Below are 23,561 nucleotides of genomic sequence, written 5' to 3'. Positions count from 1 at the left end.
CGGTTCGGGCACACCGCGCTCCACGCGGTGGCGACGGGAGGTCGGCGTGAGCATCCGGTGGCGGCTGTTCGCCGCGCTCGTCGCCGCGGCCGTCGTCCCCCTGCTCGGGGTGTTCACCATCGTCGGCGTCCTGCTGCCGTGGCAGGTCGGCGAGGCGGAGCAGGCCCGGCTGCGCCAGATCGCCGCCGCCGCGTCGTCGCTGCTCGTCGCCGAGTGCGCCGCGGTCGCCGACCGGGCGGCCCTCGTCACCGCGCAGCTGCAGGCGCAGGTCTCCGCCACGGCCGCCGAGGTCTCCCCCGAGCGGGCGTTCTCCCAGGCCGCCGCGGGCGTGAGCGGGACCGCGGTCACCAACGGGGACCCCTGGACGGTCGTCGTCCTCGACCGCGACGGGGTGGTGGTCGGCTCCGCGGGCGAGGCCGTGCCCGCCGCCGTCGAGACACCCGAGGTCGTCGCGCGGGCGGACTGCAGCAGCGGGAGCGTGCTCACCGCCGACGGCGACGTCGTCCTCGCCGACACCGTCGACGTCACCTTCATCGGCCCGGGCGGCCAGGTCGTCGAGCAGGGGTCGGTGCTCGTCGCCGCGCCCCTCGACGACGAGCTGCTCGGCCGCGTGACGGAGGCCGCGGGCCTGCGGACGGGCAGCATCCTGCTGCTGAACGGCGACGACGTCGTCGCCGCGAGCGGCAGCCTGTCCGCGGACGACGAGATCGCGGGCAACCTCGCCGCGGCCGCCGTCGCGGACGCCGACGGCGTCGGGCGGGTGGTCGACCAGCGCTTCGTCAGCCGCCAGGTGTTCGGCGACGACGTGCGGGTGGTCGCGGTCGGCGAGCCGCGGGGCCTGGTGGGGCAGCAGCTCGTCATCGCCTTCGTCGCGAGCGTCTTCGGCACCGCCCTGCTCATCTGGCTGCTGTCGGCGACGATCCTGCGTCCCCTCCGCGACGTCGCCGACCTCGCCCGGCGCATCGCCGCGGGCGACGACACCGCCGAGGTGCCGACCGCCCCGGACGACCGGGACCTCCGCGGCGTCTCGAGCGTCCTCGGCTCCCTCGCCCGCGACCTGCGGGCCCGCGAGGAGGGCGTCCAGCGCCAGCAGGAGGTGTTCGCCCACGCGCTGCAGCAGACCCACGACCGCGACGGGCTCCTGCAGTCGGTCCTCCAGGGAGCGCTGCTCGCGGCGGAGGCGCCCATGGGCGTGGCCGTCCACCACGACCGGGGGTCCCGGCTGGGCCGTCGGGTGCTGTCGCTGCGCGAGCGGGGCCGGGGCGACGAGAGCGGACCCCTGGAGGAGCCGCTGCGGACGGGCCTCACCCGGCTCGCGGACCGCGCGCTCGCCGAGCAGGCGCTGCTGCAGGAGCCGGGCGGCGACACGGTCGGACCGACCCTCGCGGTGCCCATCGGCAGCAGCGCCCGTCCCCTCGGGGCCGTCGTCGTCGCTCGGCCCGTCGGGGCGCCCGGCTACGACTCGCACGCCCTGGAGGCCATCGCGGCGCTCGCCGGCAACGCCGGCACGGCCCTGGCGAACATCAAGGACCACCTGGAGGTGGAGCGGCTGTCGGTGACGGACCCGCTCACGGGCGTCCACAACTTCCGCCACCTCAGCACCATGCTCGTGCGCGAGCTCGAGCGCGCCGTGCGGTTCGGCCACCCGCTCGGGGTGCTCATGGTCGACCTCGACCGGTTCAAGGCCGTCAACGACACCCACGGCCACGCGGCGGGCGACGCCGTGCTCCGGGAGCTCGCGCGTCGCGTCACCGAGTGCGTCCGCGAGGTCGACACCGTCGCCCGCTACGGCGGGGAGGAGTTCGCCCTCCTCCTGCCGGAGACCGACCTCGACGGCGCCACGGCGCTGGCCGAGCGCATCCTCGCGGCGTTGCGCGTGGAGCCGTTCCGGCTGCCGGACGGTGCACCGCCGATCCCGGTCAGCGCGTCCATCGGCATCGCGGCGTACCCGCAGCACGGCACGACCGGCACCGACCTCATGCGCGCCGCCGACCGGGCCCTGTACGAGGCGAAGGAGGCCGGGCGGGACCGCGCCCGCGTCGCGCGGCTGCCCGGGGGGGAGCCCAGTCCCGTCGTGCCCGCCGGGGCCCGTGACTGATCGCCGTGGTCCGGGGGGAGGCCTAGGGTCGTGACATGACGACTGACGCACGGGCCACGAAGGCCGTCATCCCTGCCGCCGGTCTCGGCACCCGCTTCCTGCCGGCGACCAAGGCGACGCCGAAGGAGATGCTGCCGGTGGTCGACCGGCCCGCCATCCAGTACGTGGTGGAGGAGGCGGTCGCCGCCGGCCTCGACGACGTCCTCATGATCACCGGCCGGAGCAAGCGGGCGCTCGAGGACCACTTCGACCGCAACCTCGAGCTCGAGCACTCCCTCCAGGCCAAGGGCAAGGACTCGACCCTGCGGGCGGTCCAGGCCTCCAACGACCTCGGCACCATCCACTACGTCCGGCAGGGCGACCCCCGCGGCCTCGGTCACGCCGTGCTGTGCGCGGCCCAGCACGTCGGCCACGAGCCGTTCGCCGTGCTGCTCGGCGACGACCTCATCGACCCGCGCGACGAGATCCTGCCGCGCATGCTCGACGTCCAGCAGAAGCACGGCGGCAGCGTCGTCCTCCTCCTCGAGGTGCCGCAGGACCAGGTCCACCTCTACGGCTGCGCGGCCGTCGAGCCCACCGACGAGACGGACGTCGTCCGCGTCACCGGGCTCGTCGAGAAGCCCGATCCGGAGGAGGCGCCGAGCAACCTCGCCCTCATCGGCCGGTACGCGCTGTCCCCGGCCGTGTTCGAGATCCTGCGCCACACCCCGTACGGCCGTGGCGGCGAGATCCAGCTGACCGACGCCCTGCAGACCCTCGCGACGGGCGACGGGGACGGCCACGGCGTCACCGGCGTCGTGTTCCGCGGTCGCCGCTACGACACGGGCGACCGCCTCGACTACCTCAAGACCGTCGTCCGGCTCGCGGCGGAGCGCGACGACCTCGGGCCGGACTTCCGGGCGTGGCTGACGGAGTACGTCGGCGGGACGGACTTCCAGCAGGCGTGAGCGGCTCGTGAGCGGACACGGGGTCGCGGGGCTCGTCCCGGTCGACGACCACCGCCGGGACTGCCTCGCCCTCGTCGCGCCGGTCACGCCGGTCGAGGTCGGACTCCTCGACGCCCTCGGCCGTGTCCTCGCGGAGGACGTCGTCGCCCCCGCGCCGTTGCCGGGAGCGGACAACTCCGGCATGGACGGCTACGCGGTCCACTGCGCGGACGTCGCCTCCGCGTCGGAGGGCAGCCCCGTCGTGCTGCCGGTCCTCGGGGACGTCGCCGCCGGGTCCGCCGCCCCCGACGCCCTGCCGGCCGGGTCGGCCGTGCGGATCATGACCGGCGGCGTCGTGCCGCCCGGCGCCGACGGCATCGTGCCCGTCGAGCAGACCGACGCCGGCGTCGAGCGCGTCGAGGTCCGTGCCCCCGCCGAGCCGGGCCGGTTCGTGCGCCGCGCCGGCAGCGACGTCGGGGCCGGCGAGACCGTGCTGCGGGCCGGGGACCTGCTCGACCCGCGTCGGCTCGCGCTCCTCACCGCCGTGGGGCGTGCCCGGGTGCGGGTCGTCGGGGTCCCGCGGGTCGCCGTCCTGTCGACCGGCGACGAGCTCGTGGCGCCGGGCGGTGCCCTTCGCCCCGGTCAGGTCCACGACTCCAACGGCATCGGGGTGACCGCCGCGGCGCGGGAGCTCGGCTGCGACGCCGCGCACGTCGGCGGGGTGCCCGACGACCCCGCCGGCCTGCGGTCCGCGCTCGCCGAGCAGGCGGCCCGCGCCGACGTCGTCGTCACGACCGGCGGGGTGTCGGCCGGCGCGTTCGACGTCGTGAAGGCGGTCCTGCGGGAGACCGGGGGAGTGCGGTTCCGCCGGGTCGCGATGCAGCCGGGCATGCCGCAGGGTCTCGGTGTGCTCGAGGGACCCGACGGCCGCCGTGTTCCCGTCTTCTGCCTGCCCGGCAACCCGGTGAGCGCGATGGTGTCCTTCGAGGTCTTCGTCCGTCCCGCCCTCCTCGCCGCGCTCGGGCACCGCGTGCTCGAGCGGAGACGCGTCGAGGCCGTCACCCGGTCCGGCTGGTCGTCCCCGGCGGGCAAGCGGCAGTTCGCGCGCGTACGGCTCGTCGCGACCGGCCCGAGCGGCGCGGACGTGGAGTGCGAGGCCGTCGGCGGGCAGGGCAGCCACCTCGCCGCCGACCTCGCGCACGCCGACGCGCTGGCCGTCGTGCCGGAGGACGTCACGGCGGTGGAGCCCGGCGACCGGCTCGAGTGCCTCGTGCTGGCGGGGGGCACGGCGTGAGCGACAGCGGAATCCCACCGTCGACCGGGCCGTCGCTCACGCACGTCGACGCCCGGGGGCAGGCCCGCATGGTCGACGTCACCGCGAAGGCGGTCACCGTCCGCGAGGCCGTCGCGACGGGTCTCGTCCGCTGCTCCCCGGAGGTCGTCGCGGCCCTGCGCGACCGGACGGTGCCGAAGGGTGACGTGCTCGCCGTCGCCCGCCTCGCCGGCATCCAGGCCACCAAGCGCACCCCCGACCTGGTGCCGTTGGCCCACCCGGTGGCGGTGCACGGGGTCGTCATGGACGTCGAGGTCGTCGACGACGGCGTCGCGCTGCGCGCGACGGTGCGCACCGCGGAGCGCACGGGCGTCGAGATGGAGGCCCTCACCGCCGTCGCGGTCGCGGGGCTCACCGTCGTCGACATGGTGAAGGCGCTCGACCGGCTCAGCGAGATCACCGACGTGCGGGTCGTCGCGAAGTCCGGCGGGCGCAGCGGGGACTGGGTGCGCGGTGATGGCTGAGCCGCCCGGGGCCCGCCGCGGCCGCGTCGTCACCGTCTCGACGAGCGCGGCGGCCGGGACCGCCGCGGACCGCTCCGGGCCGCTGCTCGTCGCCGGGCTGCGGGAGCTCGGCCTCGAGGTGCCGGTAGCCGCCGTCGTGCCCGACGGGGACGCCGTCGGGACCGCGCTGCGTGAGGCGCTCGCCGCCGGCGCCGACGTCGTCCTCCTCACGGGCGGGACCGGGCTGTCACCCGACGACACGACCCCCGAGCAGGTGCGGCCGCTCCTGGACCGGGAGGTGCCGGGCGTGGCGGAGGCCCTGCGCGCCGACGGGCGCGCCCGCGGCGTCGTCACCGCGTCCCTGTCCCGCTCCGTCGCCGGGGTCGCCGGACGGTCGCTCGTCGTCGCGCTGCCCGGCTCGACCGGCGCCTGCCGCGACGCGCTCGAGGTCCTCGGTCCCCTGCTGCCGCACGCCCTCGACATGCTCGCCGGCGTGCCCGGGCCCGAGGCCCACGCACACGGTCGGGGGGAGCCGTGACGTACACCCGGCTCTGGCCGGTCGAGCTCGAGCACGGGCGGCTGCGGCTGCGGCCGCTCCGCCGCCGGGACCGTGCGGCGTGGGAGGAGGTGCAGCTGCGCAACCGGGACTGGCTGCAGCCGTGGGAGGCCACCGCGCCCGACGGGTCCGTGCCCCCCAGCTACGCCGGCATGGTCGCCGGGCTGCGACGGCAGGCCCGGGAGGGCCGGGCCCTGCCCTTCGCCATCGAGGTCGACGGTCGGCTGCGCGGGCAGCTGACGGTGTCGATGCTCGCGTGGGGCGCGTTCCGCAGCGGCTCGGTCGGCTACTGGATCGACCGGCAGGTCGCCGGGCGCGGGCACGTGCCGTGCGCCGTCGGGCTCGCCGCCGACCACTGCTTCGCCGGCGGCGTCCACCGGCTCGAGATCAACATCCGGCCCGAGAACGCGCCGAGCCTCGCCGTGGTCCGCAAGCTCGGGCTGCGGGACGAGGGCCTGCGCCGGGGCCTGCTCCACATCGACGGCGACTGGCGGGACCACGTGTCGTTCGCCGTGCTCGCCGACGAGGTGCCCGAGGGGCTGCACGCCCGGGCTCACGCGGCCCGGGAGGTGCCCCGCGAGGCGTCCCGCGACGACCTCGGGAACGGCGGGTCCGCGACACGCCTGTGAGGTCCACGGCCACGACGCGGTGCGGACCTACGGTCCTGTCGTGGGCGCCGGCGGGATCATCCTCCTCGTCATCGTGGGACTGTGGGCGGTCTACCTCGTACCCGTCCTCGTGAGCGAGCGGGCCGCCCGCCTGGAGAACCGGGACGGCGACCGCTCGTCCGCCGCCGTCCGGGTGCTCGAGCGGCCCGCGGCCCAACGGCCCTCGCACCGCGTCGTCCTCACCGCCGACCGGCCCGTCGTGTCCGACCGGCTGCCGGCCCGCCCCACCCCCGACCTCGCCGCCACGCTCCGGGAGCGGAGCCGGCGGGACCGCCTCGTCACCCGCGTGCGCGGGCTGGCCGCGCTCGCCGGGCTCGTCGGTCTCCTCGTCACCGGTGTCCTCCTCGGTGTCGGGGTCGTGCCGTGGTGGGCGCCCGTGCTCGCGGGCGGGTGGCTCGTCGGGGCGGTCGCCTCCGGCGCGGTCGCGGCGGCCTCGACCCGCCGCCGGCGCTCCCCGGTCGTCCGCACCGCCGCCGACCTCCCGCCTCGCGCCCGCCGTGTCGCCACCGAGGTCTTCGACGCCCGCGCCGGGCGCAGCGGCGCGCCTCTCGCGCCGCGTCCCGCACGACCCGCGGCGAGCGAGGTCGCCCGCCCGGCGGAGCGAGCGGCCGAGACGAGCGACGGCACGTGGACCCCCGCCGAGGTGCCGGCACCCGTCTACGCGACCAAGCCGGTGAGCCACCGCCCGCCGGCGCTGCCGTGGTCCCTGCCCCCGGTGGCCCTCGGTGACGCCGAGCCGATCGTCAGCTCGTCCCGGCCGCAGGCCCCGGTGGAGGCGCCGTCGGCCGAGCAGGCCGAGGCCACGGGCGACGAGCAGCCCGAACGCCGCTCCGCCGCCGGCTGAGGTCCGCTCGCCGCTGGGACCCCGGTCCCCACGCCACAAGGGCTGCGCCGCAGGGGTCGTAGACGCCCATCGGGCCGTTTCGCGTCTACAACCCCTGTCCCGCAGTGGGGTGACGCGATCGGCGTCCGGGTGGTCGACCCCCCGGACGGTGGCCGGGGGCACCGCCCGGGCGGTGCTAATCTCGTGGACCGCAAGGGGCTGTGGCGCAGCTGGTAGCGCACCTCGTTCGCAACGAGGGGGTCAGGGGTTCGAGTCCCCTCAGCTCCACCCAGGCGTCGTGCTCGCGGACGAGTGCCCATGACAGCCGCGCGCGGCCGGGCCTGGCGGCGTGCGTCTGCAGCGCGAGCGCCGTTCGCGCCCCCTGGGCACCGCCCGATCCCGCATCATGGTGTCGTGAAGGACGTGTGGTCGGTCGTCGACTTCGGGCTGGCCGTGCTCCTCGTCGTGTGGAGTGCCCTCGCGTTGACGTCCCTCCTGCGGGACCGGCCCTTCTGTGTGCCACGATCAGACCGGGCAACTCGTCGGCGTGCTCGGGCTGCCATTCGACGCGGCCGGCTTCCCGCCGCCGGACCCGAGCGCGAGGTCGCCATCTGGATCGCCCGCGCTGGGGCGAGGGGGATCTGGCTGGGCCCCATGATGATCACCGGGGCAACCCTTCGAGTGGTGCCCGACCCTCTGTCCGACGTCACCGGCCCTGTCGACCTCACCCTCTCGCTCAGCATGCTCGCCCTCGGCGTTGCGGTGCTTCTCTCGTCATGGAGGGACCGCCGGATGCTGCGCCACGTCGAACCGCGAGACCCCCAAGGGACTCCGCCCCTCACCCCCGGGCCTCAGCTCACGGGTGGGTAGAAGCCGGGCAGGCAGCACGTCGTCAGCAAGCAGGTGCTCCCCACCCTGGGAGCCGCGGTCGACGCGGGTCACATCGAGATCGCGAGCACCCCTGGGAGGGTGTCGAACCGGGCGGCGGCGTCGCGGCTCACCACCGTGCGCCCGGTCTCCGCCGCGTGCGCGGCGATGATGAGGTAGTGGGCGCTGCGGGGTCTGCCTGACGTGCGCACGTGGGCCATCAGATGCGCGTGATGGGCTGCTGTGCTCTCGGTGTACTCGAGCACGTCGACGGCGCCGGTGAGCGCGGCGAGGGCGCGGGACCGGTCGGCCGCGCGAGCGGCGGTCGCTGCCAGCTCGATCCCGACGCGGTACTCCGCCACGGTGACGGCCGCGATCGCCAGATCGTCGTCGTCGAGGGCAGTGGCATCGATCGTGCCGCGCTCGTAGGCGATCAGCGCGTTCGTGTCGAGGATCAGTCTCCGGCCCACGGGTCCCTGTTCTCGGTCGTGAGCAGGGCCGTCGCCTGTTCGACCGCGGCCTCGAACTCGGCGTCCGGGGGAGCGGTGCCGGTGAGCGCCTCGCGGAGGTCACGGCCCCGGCGGGCGCGCGCGGGCCGGATCTCGGCGATCCGACGGTTGCCGCGGGTGATCGTCACGTTCTCCCCCCGCTCGACGGCGTCGAGGAGGTCGGAGAAGCGCCGCGACGCCTCGGTGGCGGTGATCGTGCGCACGACGACAGCGAATCTGAGAATCAGACACCAGCGACGGTGCGCGGCACCGGGCCGGCAGACCGAGCACATCCGCGGGACCGGGTGTAGACCCGTCCCATGGAGACCCGCAGGCTCGGCCGGCTCGAGCACCACAGCTCCGTCATCGTGTTCGGCGCCGCGGCGCTCGGCAGCGTCGACCAGGCGACGGCCGACGACGCCGTGACCCGTGCGCTCGACGCCGGCGTCAACCACCTCGACGTCGCCGCCGACTACGGCGACGCCGAGCTGCGGCTCGGCGCCCTCATGGCCGACGTCCGGGACCGGGTGTTCCTCGCGACCAAGACCGGTCTGCGTGACCGCGACGCCGCGTGGCGGCAGATCAACGACTCGCTCGAGCGGCTGCAGACCGACCGGGTCGACCTCCTCCAGCTCCACGCCGTCGGTGACTTCGACGAGCTCGACCGCGCCACCGGCCCCGGCAGCGCGCTCGAGGCCGCCGTGCGGGCGCAGGACGAGGGACTCGTCGGGGCGGTCGGGATCACCGGCCACGGCTACCGCGCCGCCGCCACCCACCTCGAGGCGCTGCGACGCCACCCGTTCGCCACGGTCCTCACCCCGCTCAACGCCGTCCTCTGGCGCGACCCGACCTTCCGCGACGACTGGGCGGCGCTGGTCGCGGAGGTGGAGCGGCAGGACGTCGGTCTCCTCACCATCAAGACCGCGGCACGTCGCAACTGGCCCGACGTCCCCGGCGGCGCCGAGCTCGGCGACCAGCAGTTCGGCACGTGGTACGAGCCGCTGAGCGACACCGAGCAGATCCGGGCCGCGGTGTCGTGGGTGCTCGCCCAGCACGGCCCGACCGGGCTCGCGTCACCCGGCGACGTCCGCCTCCTGCCCGCGGTCCTCGCCGCCGAGGCCGACCGGATGCCCCTCGAGGACGCCGAGCGGGTGCTCGACGCGGTCGACGGCTACGCCTCGCCGTTCCTCGCCATGCCTGCGGGACTCTGAGGGCCTCTGCTACCAGACGGTGACGGGTCACGCCGAGAGGTGGTCCCGCATCCGCATGACGGTTCCCCGGCCGGTGCGGCGACCCCTACACGCGCTGCCCGTCGACCTCCGTCACGATCCCCTCGCCCATGAAGCACAGGTGCCCGGGCAGCGGCAGCGCCTCCGGCAGCGGCTCGTCGTAGGCCCACGCGACGTCGGCGGGGCCGTCGACGAGCGAGCGGTACGTCGCGACCCCCTTGTACGGGCAGACGGTGGTCGTCGCGGAGTCTCGGAGCAGCTCGGTCCGGACGTCGGCCGCGGGCACGTACCAGCGCGGCGGCAACGAGGTCTCGAACACCCCGACCGGCGAGGTCGTCTCGGCGAGGACGACGGGCTCCTCGGCCCCGTCCCGCTCCCACAGGACGCGCACGTGCCGGCTCGAGGGCAGCGCGTCGACCCGGTGGAACGGGTCGTGCGGGTGCCCGAGCAGCGCGTGCTCCTCCTCGTACACCGCGTCGCCGGCCGCCTCGTCGAGCTTCTCGAGGTACAGCCCGACGAGACCGGCGAGCTCGGCGAGCTGCTCGGGCGGCTCCGGGTAGCGGAAGAACAGGTCCTCGACCGTCCGGCCACCCACCTCCACCGACGTGTACGACGCCTCGCCCTTGTACGGGCAGCGAGACGCCGTCGGGCTCGGCCGCGTCACGGAGTCGTCGACGTCGTCGACCGGCACGTAGTAGCGCGGCAGGTGGCCCGTCTCGTGCAGCAGCACGGCACGGGTCGTGTCGACGACGGTCCGCGGCCCGTCGGGCGACGCCACGACGACCCGGACCCGCTTGGCGGACGGCTGCAGGAGGATGCGACCGGCGGGGCCGCTGACCGTGTAGTTGGTGGTCCCGGGCTCACGGGACAGCGGGCCGGGCGGGAAGGTCAGTGCCATGCACGCGGCAACGCCGCGGACCGCACCGGCCTTCCGCCTCTCACGGCGTCCGGGAGTCGAGCGCGTCCCTGGCCCGCGTCCACTCCTCGACGCTGAGCTCGCCGTTCGCGAGACGCCGGTCGAGCAGCTCACGGGCGTCCGGGCCGCCGCCCCGCCCGCGTGGCGGCGAGCGGAACGTCGCCACCAGCAGCCACGTGACCAGCGCGAGCACGACGAGCCCCAGCAGCATCCCGCCGCCCATCCACCACGGCGACCAGCCGTTCCACCACATCATGACGACCTCCGGTGCCCGGCCGGCGGGCTGCCGGTCCCGGCTCCTCCATGAGACGCCCGCCCAGGCGTCCCGGGGCGGGACCTAGGTCCTCGCTCTCGCGCGATCCGCCCCCGCGGGGCCGCCGCCGTGTCACGCTGGCGACGTGCCGTTGTCGATGTACGCGGAGGTGCCACCTGCGGACTGGCGCCCGACGTGGCGCACGTACACGGTCGGCCTCGCACTCGTCCTGCTCGTCGTCGGCACGGTCGTCGCCGGTGTGCTCGTGCCGTATTCCGCCAACGGGCTGCACCGCGTCCCGCTGGGGGAGGTCGCGAACGGCGCCTACGACCCGAAGGACCTGTGGCCGAGCACGAGCGGCCCGACGGGCGCCCTCGTCCGCACGGCCGGTCTCCTGTCGTTGCTGTTCGGGTGGCCAGTCGTGGCGCTCATCGGGGTCGTCACCGTCCTCGGCCTGTGGCAGCGCAGGGGCCACAGCGGCCGCGCCGACCTCGTCGTCGGCGTCACGGTGGTCGTGCTGGCCGCTGCCCACTCCGCGTTCTGGCTGTCGCCCTGGGGCCAGCCGCTGTTCACGTGGGCGCTCGACTAGCGAGTCGTCACACCCAGCTCGGCCACCACATCCGCAGCCGCCACTCGGCCGTCGTGATGACCTCCGCCGTCCACACCGGGTAGAAGAACACGAGGCACGCGACAGCGGCGACGACGACGGAGCCCGCCCCGACCGCCCCCCACAGCCGCCGCTCCGGAGAGGCGGTCGCCGGTCCCAGCAGCAGCCCGAGCGCGTACACGAGGCACAGGACGAGGAACGGCTCGAAGGCGACGGCGTAGAACGTGAAGATCGTGCGGTCCTGGAACGCGAACCACGGCAGGTAGCTGGCCGCGAGCCCGAGGACCGCCGCGCCCGCCCGCCAGTCGCGGTGCAGCGCCCACGCGACGACGCACACGACGACGGCGATGGTCCCGCCCCACCACACGACGGGGTTGCCGACCGACGTCACGGCCTGGGTGCACGCGTCGACGCCGCAGCCGGTCACGCCGTCGTCCTGGCCCTGGTAGTAGAAGGACGTCGGGCGGCCCATGACGAGCCACGACCACGGGTTCGCCATGTAGGGGTGGGTGTTGTCCACCACGTTGATCGAGCGGTGGAAGTCGTACGCGCTCACGTGGTAGTGCCACAGGCTCGCCAGCGCCGGCGGCAGCCACGGCGTCGCCTGGTCGGGGTTCTCCACCGCCCACTGCCGGTCGTAGGAGTCCGGCGCGAGGAACCAGCCGGTCCACGACACGACGTACGTGACGAGCGCGACCGGCACCATCGCGAGGAACGCGAACCACGAGTCGCGCAGGAGCATCCCGCGGAACCACCGCGGCACCCCGACCGCCCGCCGGGCGCCGGCGTCCCACAGGACCGTGAGGATCCCGAACGCCGCGAGCACGTACAGCCCCGACCACTTCGTCGCGCACGCCGCCCCGAGCGACAGCCCCGCGAGCAGCCGGAACGGCCGCCACCCGAGCCACGGCCCGTAGGGATCGAGGCGGCGTCCCGACGCGACGACCTCGGCGACCTTCCGCGCGAGCACCTCCCGCGACCGGAACCGGTCGGCGAGGAGGAACGCGAAGGCCACGAGCACCCAGAAGGCGAGGAAGATGTCGAGGAGGCTCGTGCGGGAGTGGACGATGTGGTGCCCGTCGACCGCGAGGAGCAGCCCGGCGACGCCGCCGAGGAGCGTCGAGCCGAACAGGGCCCGCGCGACGAGGACGAGCGTCATCACCATGAGCACGCCGACGACGGCGGCGGACAGCCGCCAGAAGAACGTGTCGTCCGGGTCCAGCCGCATCCCCGCGGCGATCATCCACTTGCCGAGCGGCGGGTGGACGACGAAGTCGGGGTTGCCGCGGTCGAAGACGTCGAGGGTGCCGGCGTTGAACAGGTCGTTGGCGTAGGTGTCGTCCTCGCCCTCCGGCACCGGCTCCGGGTCCGACAGGACCCGCATCTCGTGCCCGAAGAGGATCATCGAGTACGCCTGCTTGACGTAGTACGTCTCGTCGAACACCAGGGACGCGGGCCGGCCGAGCGCCGGGAACCGCAGCAGCCCCGCGACGAGACCCATGACACCCGCGACGACCCACGCCCACCACGCCGGCTCCGGGTGGACGACACCGAGGCGCTCCCGCAGGCGCTGCCGGACGGCGTCCGCGCCGCCGCGCGACGACGCCGCGGCCCCTGGCCGGGCGCGTTCGAGGAGACCCCCCGACGACGTGCTGCTCACGCGCACAGGCTACGGGCGCACTACGGTCGCGAGGTGGCTGCTGCGGACACGACGGCCGGTCGGCTCCTCGTCGCCGCCACCCCGATCGGCGACCCCGACGACGCGAGCACGCGCCTGCGCCGCTGGCTCGGGGACGCCGACGTCGTCGCCGCCGAGGACACCCGCCGGCTGCGGCGCCTGACCGGCGCGCTCGGGGTCGAGGTGCGCGGCCGGGTCGTCGCCCACCACGAGCACAACGAGACCGGCGGCTCCGGCGGCGGCGCCGAGGCCCTGCTGGACGAGGTGCGCGCCGGCCGGACGGTCCTCGTCGTCACCGACGCCGGCATGCCGACGGTGTCCGACCCCGGCTTCCGCGTCGTCGCCGCCGCGGTCGACGCCGACCTGCCCGTCACCGTCCTGCCCGGCCCGTCCGCGGTCCTCGCCGCCCTCGCCGTGTCCGGCCTGCCGACGGACCGCTTCGCCTTCGACGGCTTCCTGCCCCGGCGGCGGGGGGAGCGGGCGCGGGCGCTCGCCGCGCTCGTGGCCGAGCCCCGCACGGTCGTGCTCTTCGAGGCGCCCCACCGGCTCGCGGAGATGCTCGCCCACGCCGCGGAGGTCCTCGGTGACGACCGCGCGGCCGCCGTGTGCCGGGAGCTGACGAAGACGTACGAGGAGGTCCGGCGCGGCAGCCTCGCCGAGCTCGCCGCGTGGGCCGGCGGCGCCACCGTGCTCGGCGAGGTCACCGTCGTCCTCGCGGGCGCGTCGCCGAGCGCGACCGCGGAGCCCGCCGACCTGGTCGGGGAGGTCGCCGAGCGGGAGGCCGCGGGTCTGCGCCTCAAGGACGCCGTCGCCGAGGTCGCCGCCCTGCGCGGGGTCCGCAAGAACGCGCTGTACGACGCCGTGCTCGCGGCCCGCCGCACCTGACCTCACTAGGCTCGGGCGATGGAGTTCCGGCGCATCGGCGGGCTGCCCCCGTACGTCTTCACGATCATCGACGGGCTCAAGCAGCAGGCCCGGCGTGAGGGCCGCGACGTCGTCGACCTCGGCTTCGGCAACCCCGACATCCCGAGCCCCGACGTCGCCGTCGCGAAGCTCGCCGAGGCGGCGCACAACCCCCGCAACCACCGCTACTCCTCCAGCCGTGGGCTGCCGCGGCTGCGGCAGGCCGTCGCCCGCCGCTACGCCGAGCAGTTCGGCGTCGCCCTCGACCCCGAGACGCAGGTGATCAGCACCATCGGGGCGAAGGAGGGCTTCAGCCACCTCATGTGGGTGCTCCTGCAGCCCGGCGACGCCGCGCTCGTGCCGCAGCCGAGCTACCCCATCCACATCTGGGGCCCCTACCTCGCCGGCGGCGACGTCCGCCAGGTCGCGATGGGCGCCCCGGACGCCGCCGACCCGTTCCTCCACGGCCGCGCGTACGTCGACAACGTCATGGCGCAGTGGGAGCACGGCTGGCCCCGCCCGCGCGTCGTCGTCCTGTCCTTCCCCCACAACCCGACGGGCGCGGTCGTCGAGGCCGACGACCTCCAGCGCCTCGTCGACTGGGCGCGCGACAAGGACGTCGTCCTCGTCCACGACTTCGCCTACGCCGACGTCGCCTTCGACGGCTGGCGCCCGCCGTCGATCCTCGCGTGCGACGGCGGGACCGACGTCGCCGTCGAGCTGTACTCCATGACGAAGTCGTTCTCCATGGCCGGCTGGCGGGTCGCGTTCCTCTGCGGCCGGGCCGACGTCGTCGCCGCCCTCGCGAAGCTCAAGAGCTACCTCGACTACGGCAGCTTCCAGCCGGTCCAGATCGCGGCGACCGTGACGCTGACGGACGCGGGGGAGTACCCGCAGCACGTGAGCGACGTCTACCGCGCGCGACGCGACGCGCTGTGCGACGGTCTCGCCCGGATCGGCTGGGACGTGCCCCGACCGCGCGGGTCGATGTTCGTGTGGGCGCCGGTCCCCCCGGCCTACCGCGACGAGGGCTCGGTCGCCTTCGCGACCCGGCTCGTCACCGACTGCGACGTCGCGGTGTCCCCGGGGGTCGGGTTCGGGCCCGACGGGGACGGCCACGTCCGGTTCGCCCTCATCGAGAACGAGCACCGCATCGGGCAGGCCGTCCGGCAGCTGCGCAAGGGGCTCCCGCTGCTCGGTGGCTGATGGACCGAACGGTGAGAACGTTGACGGAACGCTGACGGATCACTACGGGCAGTGGCACAGTGGCCGCGTGAGCGGCCCCTCGCGTCGCCCGTGGTCCTGGTGGCCGTGGGCGGGCTCCCCCGACCCCGTCATGCGGGTGCTGCTCGTCCTCGTCCTCGTGCTGTGGCCCACCACGTTCGCGTGGCTGCTGCCCGGCCAGCACCGCCCCGGCGTCGGGCTCGCCCTCGCCGTCGCGTGCGCCGGTGCCTTCAGCGTGGGCGCGGTCCTGCTCCTCGTCGGCGGGGCGAGGCCGGACCGGCACCTGCCCGGCGCGCTCGCCGCCTTCACCGTCGCGGCCGTGGCCGGGGCCCTCGCGGGCTCGCAGCCGGAGATGGCGCTCGTCGTCCCGCTGTTCCTGTCGGCGCTGTGCGTGGTGGCCGCCGTCCGGCTGAGCCGGCGGCAGGTCGTGCGCCAGGTGGCCCTGTCGAGCGCCGCCGCGGTCGTGTGCGTCGCCTACGTCGCCGCGACCCCCGTCCAGGTCGTCGCGAGCGTCGTCGCGGTCGTCGCCGGGGTCGCCGCCCCCGCCACGGCCGTCACCAGGCTTCGCTGGCAGCTCGACGCCGCCCGCGCCCGCGAGCACCGCCTCGCCCGCACCGACGCCCTCACCGGGGCGCTCAACCGCCGCGGGCTCTTCGAGGCCGCGGCCGACCTCTGCGCGCTCCAGGTCCCGCTCGTCGTCGTGGTGCTCGACCTCGACGGGTTCAAGCTCCTCAACGACACGCACGGGCACGCCGTCGGCGACGACGTCCTCGTCGCCGTCACGCGGGCGCTCGGCGGCATCGGCGACGGCGACGTCTGCGGTCAGCCGGTGCTCGTCACGCGCCTGGGCGGGGAGGAGTTCCTCGTCCTCGCGCCCTCGACCGGCGTGCCGACGGCGCTCGTCGCCGACCGGGCCCGCGCCGCGGCCGCCGTCGACGTGGCTGACGGGGAGCGCGCGAGCGCGAGCGTCGGCGCCGTCTGCGGCACCCCGCCCGTGGCGCCCGACGAGCAGCGGGCGTGGCTGCTGCGGACGATCGACGAGGCCGACCGGCTCATGTACGCGGCGAAGCGGTCGGGCGGCGACCGGACCCGCGTCGGCTGACGAGGCCGAGGGAGGCGCCGAGCGCCAGCCCGGCGCAGTTGAGGAGCACGTCCGTCGTCTCGCACGTCCGGCCGAGCGCCGGCAGCGCCAGCTGCACGGCCTCGACGCCGAGCGGGGCGAGGGCGGCGACCGCCACGGCGACCGCCCGACGCCGACCGCGCAGCACCCCGCTCAGCAGGGCACCGAGCGGGACGAGCAGGAGGAGGTTCGCGAGCTCCTCGCCGCCCCGGCCCCACTCCGACACCGGCCGTGGCGGCAGGCACGTGCCGACGGTCTCCGGCGCGTGGCCCGGCGCCGGCAGCAGAGTGAGGGCGAGCGGCACCCCGACGGCGAGGACGAGGGCCGCGGCGACGACGCGTCCGGTGCCCAGGCGCCTGCCGAGCGCCGGCGCGGCGAGTGCGGCGAGCAGCAGCAGCCCGACGACGACCGGGAGGACCGCCGGGTGGTCGCCGAGGAAGCGCCCGACGGGGCGCACCGCCACCGTCAGGGCCTCCACGTCGTCACCCTAGGCTCAGGCCCATGACCCACGTGCTCTCCGCGGTGGCCTGGCCGTACGCCAACGGGCCCCGCCACATCGGCCACGTCGCCGGCTTCGGCGTCCCCTCCGACGTGTTCAGCCGGTACATGCGCATGGCGGGTCACGACGTCCTCATGGTCTCCGGCACCGACGAGCACGGGACCCCGATCCTCGTGCAGGCCGAGAAGGAGGGCGTGAGCCCGCAGGCGCTCGCCGACCGCTACAACCGCGTCATCGCGGAGGACCTGCAGGCGCTCGGGCTGTCGTACGACCTCTTCACGCGCACGAGCACCCGCAACCACCACCAGGTCGTCCAGGCGCTGTTCCGGGCGGTGCACGCCAACGGCTACATCGTCGCGCAGACGCAGATGGGGGCCGTGAGCCCCCGGACCGGGCGAACCCTGCCCGACCGCTACATCGAGGGCACGTGCCCGATCTGCGGCTACGACTCCGCGCGCGGCGACCAGTGCGACAACTGCGGCAACCAGCTCGACCCGCAGGACCTCATCGGCCCGCGCAGCCGCATCGACGGCGAGGTGCCGGAGTTCGTCGAGACCGAGCACCTGTTCCTCGACCTGCCCGCGCTCGCCGAGGCCCTGGGGGAGTGGCTGCACGGGGTCGAGGCGACCGGCGCGTGGCGGCCCAACGTCATCCGCTTCAGCCTCAACCTCCTCGACGACGTCCGCCCGCGTGCGATCACGCGCGACCTCGACTGGGGCATCCGTGTCCCGCTCGAGGGCTGGGAGGACAACCCGAACAAGCGGATCTACGTGTGGTTCGACGCCGTCGTCGGCTACCTGTCGGCGTCGGTGGAGTGGGCGCGGCGCCTCGGCGACCCCGAGCGGTGGCGGGAGTGGTGGAACGACCCCGAGGCGCTGTCGTACTACTTCATGGGCAAGGACAACATCACGTTCCACTCCCAGATCTGGCCCGCGGAGCTGCTCGCCCACGACGGTCGCGGCTCCCGCGGCGGCGAGCAGGGGCCGTTCGGCGACCTGCAGCTGCCGACGGAAGTCGTCTCGAGCGAGTTCCTCACGATGGAGGGCAGGCAGTTCAGCTCCTCGCGCGGCGTCGTCATCTACGTCCGCGACGTCCTCGAGCGCTACCAGCCGGACGCCCTGCGCTACTTCATCTGCGCGGCCGGCCCGGAGACCGCCGACGCGGACTTCACGTGGGCGGAGTTCGTCCGCCGCACCAACACCGAGCTCGTCGCCGGCTGGGGCAACCTAGTCAACCGCACCGCGAGCCTCATCGCGAAGAACGTCGGCGCGATCCCCGAGGCGGGGGCGTTCGAGCCCGTCGACACCGCGCTGCTCGACACCGTCGAGGCGGCCTTCGGCACGGTCGGGGAGCTGCTGCGCACCCACCGGCAGAAGGCCGCCCTCGCCGAGGCGATGCGGACGGTCGGCGAGGTCAACGCCTACATCTCCGAGACCGCGCCGTTCAAGCTCACGACGTCGGACCCCGAGCGGATGCGGACGATCCTCCACGTCGCCGCGCAGTGCGTGAGCGACTGCAACACCCTCCTCGCGCCGTTCCTGCCGCACTCGGCGCAGCAGGTCCACGAGACCTTCGGCCGCACCGGCGTGTTCGCGCCCATGCCCGAGCTGCGCGAGGTCGACAACCTCGACGGCGGCGCGCCGTACCCCGTCCTGACCGGCGACTACACGTCGATGCGGGGCACGTGGCACCGGGTGCCGGTCGAGCCGGGCACGCCGGTCGCGAAGCCGACCCCGGTCTTCACCAAGCTCGACGACTCGGTGGTGGAGACCGAGCTGGAGCGCCTGCGCGCGGGCAGCTGATGCACCTGCAGAATGCATGCGTGCAGGTACTCTGCATGCATGCCGTCGATCACGATCCGCGACGTCCCGCCTGACGCGCGGGACGAGCTCGCCGCCCGCGCCCGCCGGAACGGTCAGTCGCTCCAGGAGTTCCTCAAGGCGCTCCTCGTGCGCACCGCCGCCGCGCCGGACCTCGAGGAGTGGGTCCGTGAGGCCCGGGAGCTGGCCCGGTCGGCCGGGCTGCGCCTGTCGGCGGAGGAGGTCGTCGCCCTGGTGCACGCGGGACGCGACGACGACGGCCGGGAGTGACGCTCGTCGTCGACGCCTCCGTCGTCCTCGCCGCCCTGCTCGACGAGGGCGAGACCGGCGCCTGGGCCGCCGGGGTGCTCCGAGGTGAGGCGGTTGTGCCAGACGTCATGCTCGTCGAGGTGACCCGCGCCCTGCGGCGGGCGGTCCTCGACGGGTCCGTCACCGACGCCGCAGGCTCGGCACTCGTCGCGACGGCGTGGACGATCCCCGCCTCGGTCGTGCCGTTCGCCACGCTCGCTCCCCGGGTGTGGGAACTCCGCCGCACCGTCTCGGTGGCCGACGCCGCGTACGTCGCCGTCGCGGAGCGGCTCGGGGTGCCGCTCGCCACCGCCGACCGGCGGCTCGCGCGCGCCAGCGGGCCACGGTGCGAGTTCCTCGTGCCACCTGGGTCGTAGGGAGCCGCCTCAGCCGTGAGGACGGGCCACCAGCGAGTCGTCGACCGCACCGAGGGACGCGGCCCCCGCGAGCGCCATCGCGTGCGCGAGGTCGTCGTGCACGGCCGCCAGCGCCCCGCCGACGGCCTCACGGCCGCCCGCCGCGAGCGCCCACACGACGGGTCGGCCCAGCAGCACGGCGTCCGCGCCGAGCGCGAGCGCGACCAGGCAGTCGAGGCCGTCACCGATCCCGCCGTCGACGAGGACAGTCCCCCGCTCGCCCACCGCCCGGGCCACCGCCGGCAGCGCGAGCGCGCTCGGCAGGGCGCGGTCGAGCTGGCGGCCGCCGTGCGTCGACACGACGACGCCGGCGGCCCCCGCGTCGAGGCACGCGAGGGCGTCGTCGGCCCGCAGCACCCCCTTGACGAGCACCGGGAGGCCGCTCACCTCGGCGAGTCGCCCGACGTACTCGAGCGTGACACCTGGGTCCTGCTCAGCGGCGGCACGGTCCGGTCGCTCGCCCATGTGCTCGGCGAGGTTGACGAGGAACGCGTCGTCCGGCAGGTCGATGCGCGTGCCCGTGAGGTGCCGCTTCCGCCCGACGACGGGGGTGTCGCCGGTGAGGACGAGAGCGCGGGCGCCCGCCGCAGCCGCCCGCCGGACGAGCGCCTCGGTGAGGGAGCGGTCCCGCATGACGTACACCTGGAACCACCACGGCCCGCCCACCGCGGCCGCGACGGCCTCGAGGCGGTGCGACGACCGGGTCGACAGCACGAAGGGGTGCCCGGCCGCCCCTGCGGCCCCGCCGCTCGCGAGCTCGCCGTCGGGGTGCGCGAGCCCCTGGAACCCCGAGGGCGCCACACCGACGGGCGAGACGTAGACCTCACCGAGCAGCCGGGTCGTGAGGTCGACACGGCGGACGTCGCGCAGCACGTGCGGCAGCAGCCGGTAGGAGCGCCACGCGTCCGCGGCCTCACCGAGGGACAGCTCGTCGCCCGACCCGCCCGCGAAGTAGCGGAACACCGCCTCCGGCAGGCGCTCCCGCGCTGCGGCGACGTGCTCGACCAGCAGCGGCAGCATCAGGTCCCGTCCTCCACCGCCACATGCTCCCGCGGCTACCGTCGCGGGCGTGCCGCTTCGCCCGATCCGCTCCCGCAGCTCCACCACCGAGGTCGACGGCCGCCCGCGCGACCGCAGCGCCCCGCCCGCACCCGAGCCGCTGGACGTCCCGGTGCCGGACAGCCACACGCACCTCGACATCGCCGACGCGGAGGACCGTTCCGTCGACGACCTCCTCGCCCTCGCCGCCACCGCGGGGGTCCCGCGGGCGGTCCAGATCGGGTGCGACCTCGAGGCGGCGCGGTGGACGCGGGAGCTGCTCGACGCCCAGCGGCCGGGCCCGGACGGCACCCTCCCGCTGCTCGGCGGGGTCGCGATCCACCCGAACGAGGCCGCCCGCCTCGACGCGGCCGGGCTCGACGCGGCGCTCGCGGAGATCGAGAGCCTCCTCGACCACCCGCGGATGCGCGTCGTGGGGGAGACCGGGCTCGACCACGTCCGCACCGGCCCCGAGGGCCGGGCGCAGCAGGAGGAGAGCTTCCGCCGGCACATCGCCCTCGCGAAGCGCACCGGCCTCGCCCTGCAGGTCCACGACCGCGACGCCCACGACGACGTCGTCCGGGTGCTGCTCGCCGAGGGCGCCCCCGACCGCGTCGTCTTCCACTGCTTCTCCGGCGACGCCGCCCTCGCCCGCACCGCCGCCGAGCACGGCTGGTACTGCTCGTTCGCCGGCGTCCTCACCTTCCGCAACGCCGCCACGCTGCGCGAGGCGTGCGCCGTCCTGCCGCGCGAGCTGCTCCTCGTCGAGACCGACGCGCCGTTCCTCACCCCCCACCCGCACCGCGGTCGACCGAACGCGTCCTACCTGCTCCCGCACACCGTCCGCGCGATGGCCGACGTACGCGGCGACGACCTCGACGAGCTGTGCGCCGCCCTCACCTCGACCGCCGAGACGGTCTTCGGGACCTGGTAGCCGCGATGTGGGATGTCTCACAGCCGGCGGGCAGGGATTTCGTCGTAGGTCACGAATCGGTTACGGTCGCCGCTGGTAGCCGGATCCGACCCCTCTCTCGACGACGTCCTCGTCACCCCGCACGCCGGGCAGGAACCCCCCTGCGCGCGTGCCGTCGGTACCCGGGCAGCTCTCACAGGTGGATCGCCTTGACCTTCAGCTCCCTTCCCTCGCGCCTCGCCGGCCGTGTCCGGCCCGTCATCGGCGTCGTCACGCGCCGCTCGCGCGTCGTCGCCGCGGCCCAGGCCGCCGTCCTCACCCTCCTCGTCGCCGGGGTCGCCGGCTGGTCGGTCCTCGACCGCACCGTCACCCTGTCGGTCGACGGCGAGGCCCAGCAGGTCCGCATCCTCGGCAGCGAGGTGTCCGACGTGCTCGACGCCGCCGGCGTCGAGGTCGGCTCCCGGGACCTCGTCTCGCCCGCCGTCGACGAGACCGTCGCCGACGGCGACGAGGTCGTCGTCCGCTACGCCCGTCAGCTCACCGTCGCCGACCCGACCGGTGAGGAGCGCACGTACTGGACGACCGAGCTCACCGTCGAGGACGCCCTCGCCGCCGTGGGGCTCCGCCACGGCGACGCGTGGCTGTCGGCGTCCCGCTCCGCCGGCATCGGCCGCGAGGGCCTCTCCCTCACGATGAGCATGCCGAAGAACCTCACGGTCGTCGCCGACGGCGAGACCCTCGAGGTCGTCTCGCCCGCCCCGACCGTCCAGGACCTCCTCCAGGAGGTCGGCGTGACCGTCCGCGCGCAGGACCGCATGGACGCCGAGCCGACCGACGTGCTCGTCGAGGGCCAGGTCGTCACCGTCAACCGCGTGACCGTCCACGACGAGGACGAGTCCGTCGTCATCGAGGCGGGCAGCCGCACCGTCGAGGACGACGACCTCTACGAGGGCGAGTCCGAGGTCCGCGAGGAGGGCCGCGACGGCACCGAGGTCGTGACGTACCGCATCACGACGGTCGACGGCGAGGTCGAGTCGAAGAAGGAGGTCGCGCGCGTCGTCGAGACCGAGGCCGTCGACCGCGTCGTCGCGAAGGGCACGAAGGAGCGTCCGGCACCCGAGCCGGTCCGCGCCAGCAGCAGCGGGTCCTCCGGCGGGTCCTCGTCCGGCGGCTCGTCCGGTGGTTCCGGCGGCTCCTCCGGCGGGACGCCGCCCGCGCCGTCCTCCGGCAGCGTCGACTCCCTCAACTGGGCGGCGCTCGCGCAGTGCGAGTCCGGCGGCAACCCGTCGATCGTGTCGAGCAACGGGCTGTACCACGGCCTCTACCAGTTCGACCGCGGCACGTGGCAGTCGGTCGGTGGGTCCGGTGTGGCCTCCGACGCCCCGGCATCGGAGCAGACGGCCCGCGCCAAGATGCTGTACGCGTCCCGCGGCGCTTCGCCGTGGCCGCACTGCGGCTCCCGGCTGTTCAGCTGAGCACCCGCTGAGCACCCGCTGAGCAGCACCGCGCCGTCCGACGGCCCCGGGCCCCTCGTGGGGCTCGGGGCCGTCGACGTGCGCGCTCTCGCCGAACGCCTCGGCGTCGCCCCGACGAAGAGCAAGGGCCAGAACTTCGTCGTCGACCCCGGCACGGTCACCCGCATCGTCCGCCTCGCCGGGGTGGGCCCCGGCGACACGGTCCTCGAGGTCGGGCCCGGGCTGGGCTCGCTCACCGTGCCGCTGCTGTCGAGCGGCGCGCGCGTGGTCGCCGTCGAGCTCGACGACCGGCTCGCCGACGCCCTCCCGGCCACGGTCGCCGCCCACGTCCCCGGGGCCGCCGACCGGCTCGAGGTGGTCCGCGGCGACGCCACCCGCCTCGCCGACCTCACGCTCCCGGCGGCCCCCGACCACCTCGTCGCGAACCTGCCGTACAACGTCGCCGTCCCCATCCTGCTCGGCGCGCTGGACGCGCTTCCGTCGCTGCGCAGCGGGGTCGTCATGGTGCAGTCGGAGGTCGCCGACCGGCTGTGCGCCGCGCCCGGCGGCCGCGTGTACGGCGTGCCGTCGGTGAAGCTCGCGTGGTACGCCGCCGCGCGCCGGGTCGGCTCCGTCGCGCCGACGGTCTTCTGGCCGGTGCCGCGGGTCGACTCCGGGCTCGTCGGGTTCGTCCGCCACGCCCCGCCGGTCGAGGCGGAGACGCGCGAGGACGTGGTCCGCGAGCGGGTCTTCATGGTCGTAGACGCCGCGTTCTCGCAGCGACGCAAGACGCTGCGGCAGAGCCTCGCCCGGCTCGCGGGCTCCGCCGCCGCGGCCGAGGCCGCCCTGCGGGCGGCCGGCGTCGACCCCGCCGCCCGGGCGGAGACCCTCGACGTCGCCTCGTTCGCCGCCGTCGCGACCGCGCTCGCCGCCGTGCCGGGCACCCCGACCGGCTGAAGGCGCGAGCCCGCACGTTCGGCCCTAGCGTGGCCCCGATGGGC

25 protein-coding genes and 1 tRNA gene are annotated in these 23,561 nt (G+C 75.3%); 19 read left to right on the top strand and 7 right to left on the bottom strand.

All coding sequences use genetic code 11. The features are described from left to right. Positions 1-46: 46 nt before the first annotated feature. From WAB14_RS15460 to WAB14_RS15425, 8 genes are all read left to right on the top strand, one after another. Positions 47-2,098, top strand: a complete 2,052-nt coding sequence (locus WAB14_RS15460) for a diguanylate cyclase (RefSeq protein WP_340271119.1) — start codon at positions 47-49, stop codon at positions 2,096-2,098. A gap of 35 nt (positions 2,099-2,133) precedes the next feature. After that, the gene (gene galU / locus WAB14_RS15455) at positions 2,134-3,045 is read left to right on the top strand and encodes a UTP--glucose-1-phosphate uridylyltransferase GalU (protein WP_340271118.1); all 912 of its coding nucleotides are present in this window, start codon (positions 2,134-2,136) and stop codon (positions 3,043-3,045) included. 7 nt (positions 3,046-3,052) lie between these two features. Beyond that, entirely contained in the window at positions 3,053-4,318 is a 1,266-nt protein-coding gene (glp, locus tag WAB14_RS15450) for a molybdotransferase-like divisome protein Glp (protein WP_340271116.1), read from the top strand. 68 nt (positions 4,319-4,386) lie between these two features. Then, positions 4,387-4,821, top strand: a complete 435-nt coding sequence (moaC, locus tag WAB14_RS15445) for a cyclic pyranopterin monophosphate synthase MoaC (RefSeq protein WP_340271193.1) — start codon at positions 4,387-4,389, stop codon at positions 4,819-4,821. Next, a complete protein-coding gene (locus WAB14_RS15440; RefSeq protein ID WP_340271114.1) occupies positions 4,814-5,338 on the top strand; it encodes a MogA/MoaB family molybdenum cofactor biosynthesis protein in 525 nt (174 codons plus the stop codon). Before moaC ends, WAB14_RS15440 begins: the two co-directional genes overlap by 8 nt. Then, entirely contained in the window at positions 5,335-5,985 is a 651-nt protein-coding gene (locus WAB14_RS15435) for a GNAT family N-acetyltransferase (protein ID WP_340271113.1), read from the top strand. Before WAB14_RS15440 ends, WAB14_RS15435 begins: the two co-directional genes overlap by 4 nt. A gap of 40 nt (positions 5,986-6,025) precedes the next feature. Further along, a complete protein-coding gene (locus tag WAB14_RS15430) occupies positions 6,026-6,868 on the top strand; it encodes a hypothetical protein (protein WP_340271112.1) in 843 nt (280 codons plus the stop codon). A 194-nt stretch (positions 6,869-7,062) separates the two neighbouring features. Continuing rightward, positions 7,063-7,135: transfer RNA gene (locus WAB14_RS15425), tRNA-Ala, on the top strand. Positions 7,136-7,785: 650 nt separating this feature from the next. Here WAB14_RS15425 and WAB14_RS15420 read toward each other — a convergent pair. Beyond that, a complete protein-coding gene (locus WAB14_RS15420) occupies positions 7,786-8,184 on the bottom strand; it encodes a type II toxin-antitoxin system VapC family toxin (protein ID WP_340271110.1) in 399 nt (132 codons plus the stop codon). Next, positions 8,169-8,426, bottom strand: a complete 258-nt coding sequence (locus WAB14_RS15415) for a type II toxin-antitoxin system Phd/YefM family antitoxin (RefSeq protein ID WP_340271108.1) — start codon at positions 8,424-8,426, stop codon at positions 8,169-8,171. The genes WAB14_RS15420 and WAB14_RS15415 overlap by 16 nt, the downstream gene beginning before the upstream one ends. 96 nt (positions 8,427-8,522) lie before the next feature. Here WAB14_RS15415 and WAB14_RS15410 point away from each other — a divergent pair, with 96 nt between their 5' ends. Then, entirely contained in the window at positions 8,523-9,413 is an 891-nt protein-coding gene (locus tag WAB14_RS15410; protein WP_340271106.1) for an aldo/keto reductase, read from the top strand. 85 nt (positions 9,414-9,498) lie between these two features. On the opposite strand, the gene WAB14_RS15405 is transcribed toward WAB14_RS15410, so the two are convergent. Beyond that, positions 9,499-10,329 carry a DUF427 domain-containing protein gene (locus WAB14_RS15405; RefSeq protein ID WP_340271104.1) on the bottom strand — a complete coding sequence of 277 codons (831 nt, stop codon included), beginning with the start codon at positions 10,327-10,329 and terminating at the stop codon, positions 9,499-9,501. Positions 10,330-10,369: 40 nt separating this feature from the next. Then, complete coding sequence (locus tag WAB14_RS15400) at positions 10,370-10,603, bottom strand: SHOCT domain-containing protein (protein ID WP_340271102.1); 234 nt, start codon at positions 10,601-10,603, stop codon at positions 10,370-10,372. A gap of 142 nt (positions 10,604-10,745) precedes the next feature. Between WAB14_RS15400 and WAB14_RS15395 the strand changes: the two genes are divergently transcribed. Further along, positions 10,746-11,189: a hypothetical protein gene (locus WAB14_RS15395; RefSeq protein WP_340271100.1), complete on the top strand. Its 444-nt coding sequence runs from the start codon at positions 10,746-10,748 to the stop codon at positions 11,187-11,189. Between the two features lie 7 nt (positions 11,190-11,196). Here the strand turns inward: WAB14_RS15395 and WAB14_RS15390 are convergent, their stop codons facing one another. Next, complete coding sequence (locus WAB14_RS15390; protein ID WP_340271099.1) at positions 11,197-12,867, bottom strand: dolichyl-phosphate-mannose--protein mannosyltransferase; 1,671 nt, start codon at positions 12,865-12,867, stop codon at positions 11,197-11,199. A 33-nt stretch (positions 12,868-12,900) separates the two neighbouring features. Here WAB14_RS15390 and rsmI point away from each other — a divergent pair, with 33 nt between their 5' ends. The 3 genes from rsmI to WAB14_RS15375 all read left to right on the top strand — a co-directional run bounded on the left by rsmI (position 12,901) and on the right by WAB14_RS15375 (position 16,114). Next, a complete protein-coding gene (gene rsmI / locus WAB14_RS15385; protein ID WP_340271097.1) occupies positions 12,901-13,770 on the top strand; it encodes a 16S rRNA (cytidine(1402)-2'-O)-methyltransferase in 870 nt (289 codons plus the stop codon). An 18-nt stretch (positions 13,771-13,788) separates the two neighbouring features. After that, positions 13,789-14,994: an aminotransferase class I/II-fold pyridoxal phosphate-dependent enzyme gene (locus tag WAB14_RS15380; protein ID WP_340271095.1), complete on the top strand. Its 1,206-nt coding sequence runs from the start codon at positions 13,789-13,791 to the stop codon at positions 14,992-14,994. A gap of 67 nt (positions 14,995-15,061) precedes the next feature. Next, positions 15,062-16,114 carry a GGDEF domain-containing protein gene (locus WAB14_RS15375; protein WP_340271094.1) on the top strand — a complete coding sequence of 351 codons (1,053 nt, stop codon included), beginning with the start codon at positions 15,062-15,064 and terminating at the stop codon, positions 16,112-16,114. Here WAB14_RS15375 and WAB14_RS15370 read toward each other — a convergent pair. Then, positions 16,065-16,610: a VanZ family protein gene (locus WAB14_RS15370; RefSeq protein ID WP_340271092.1), complete on the bottom strand. Its 546-nt coding sequence runs from the start codon at positions 16,608-16,610 to the stop codon at positions 16,065-16,067. The two genes, WAB14_RS15375 and WAB14_RS15370, sit on opposite strands and share 50 nt — an antisense overlap. 23 nt (positions 16,611-16,633) lie before the next feature. Here WAB14_RS15370 and metG point away from each other — a divergent pair, with 23 nt between their 5' ends. From metG to WAB14_RS15355, 3 genes are read left to right on the top strand one after another with little or no spacing between them, the layout of a single operon-like run. Further along, positions 16,634-18,433: a methionine--tRNA ligase gene (metG, locus tag WAB14_RS15365; RefSeq protein WP_340271090.1), complete on the top strand. Its 1,800-nt coding sequence runs from the start codon at positions 16,634-16,636 to the stop codon at positions 18,431-18,433. Positions 18,434-18,472: 39 nt separating this feature from the next. Continuing rightward, positions 18,473-18,721, top strand: coding sequence for a FitA-like ribbon-helix-helix domain-containing protein (locus WAB14_RS15360; protein ID WP_340271088.1), 249 nt, complete (start codon positions 18,473-18,475; stop codon positions 18,719-18,721). Then, the gene (locus WAB14_RS15355) at positions 18,718-19,116 is read left to right on the top strand and encodes a type II toxin-antitoxin system VapC family toxin (RefSeq protein ID WP_340271086.1); all 399 of its coding nucleotides are present in this window, start codon (positions 18,718-18,720) and stop codon (positions 19,114-19,116) included. The genes WAB14_RS15360 and WAB14_RS15355 overlap by 4 nt, the downstream gene beginning before the upstream one ends. A gap of 9 nt (positions 19,117-19,125) precedes the next feature. Here WAB14_RS15355 and WAB14_RS15350 read toward each other — a convergent pair whose 3' ends face one another. After that, positions 19,126-20,175: an alpha-hydroxy acid oxidase gene (locus WAB14_RS15350; protein ID WP_340271085.1), complete on the bottom strand. Its 1,050-nt coding sequence runs from the start codon at positions 20,173-20,175 to the stop codon at positions 19,126-19,128. A 49-nt stretch (positions 20,176-20,224) separates the two neighbouring features. Between WAB14_RS15350 and WAB14_RS15345 the strand changes: the two genes are divergently transcribed. The 3 genes from WAB14_RS15345 (at position 20,225) to rsmA (ending at position 23,517) form a co-directional block, all read left to right on the top strand. Then, positions 20,225-21,127, top strand: coding sequence for a TatD family hydrolase (locus tag WAB14_RS15345; RefSeq protein WP_377002895.1), 903 nt, complete (start codon positions 20,225-20,227; stop codon positions 21,125-21,127). Positions 21,128-21,315: 188 nt separating this feature from the next. Continuing rightward, positions 21,316-22,581, top strand: a complete 1,266-nt coding sequence (locus tag WAB14_RS15340; RefSeq protein WP_340271084.1) for a ubiquitin-like domain-containing protein — start codon at positions 21,316-21,318, stop codon at positions 22,579-22,581. A gap of 57 nt (positions 22,582-22,638) precedes the next feature. Continuing rightward, a complete protein-coding gene (gene rsmA / locus WAB14_RS15335; RefSeq protein ID WP_340271083.1) occupies positions 22,639-23,517 on the top strand; it encodes a 16S rRNA (adenine(1518)-N(6)/adenine(1519)-N(6))-dimethyltransferase RsmA in 879 nt (292 codons plus the stop codon). The last annotated feature ends 44 nt before the right edge of the window (positions 23,518-23,561 follow it).

The sequence above is a fragment of the Aquipuribacter nitratireducens genome (genome assembly GCF_037860835.1).
GTDB lineage: Bacteria > Actinomycetota > Actinomycetes > Actinomycetales > JBBAYJ01 > Aquipuribacter > Aquipuribacter nitratireducens.
This window is presented reverse-complemented; position numbering and strand designations above follow the sequence as displayed.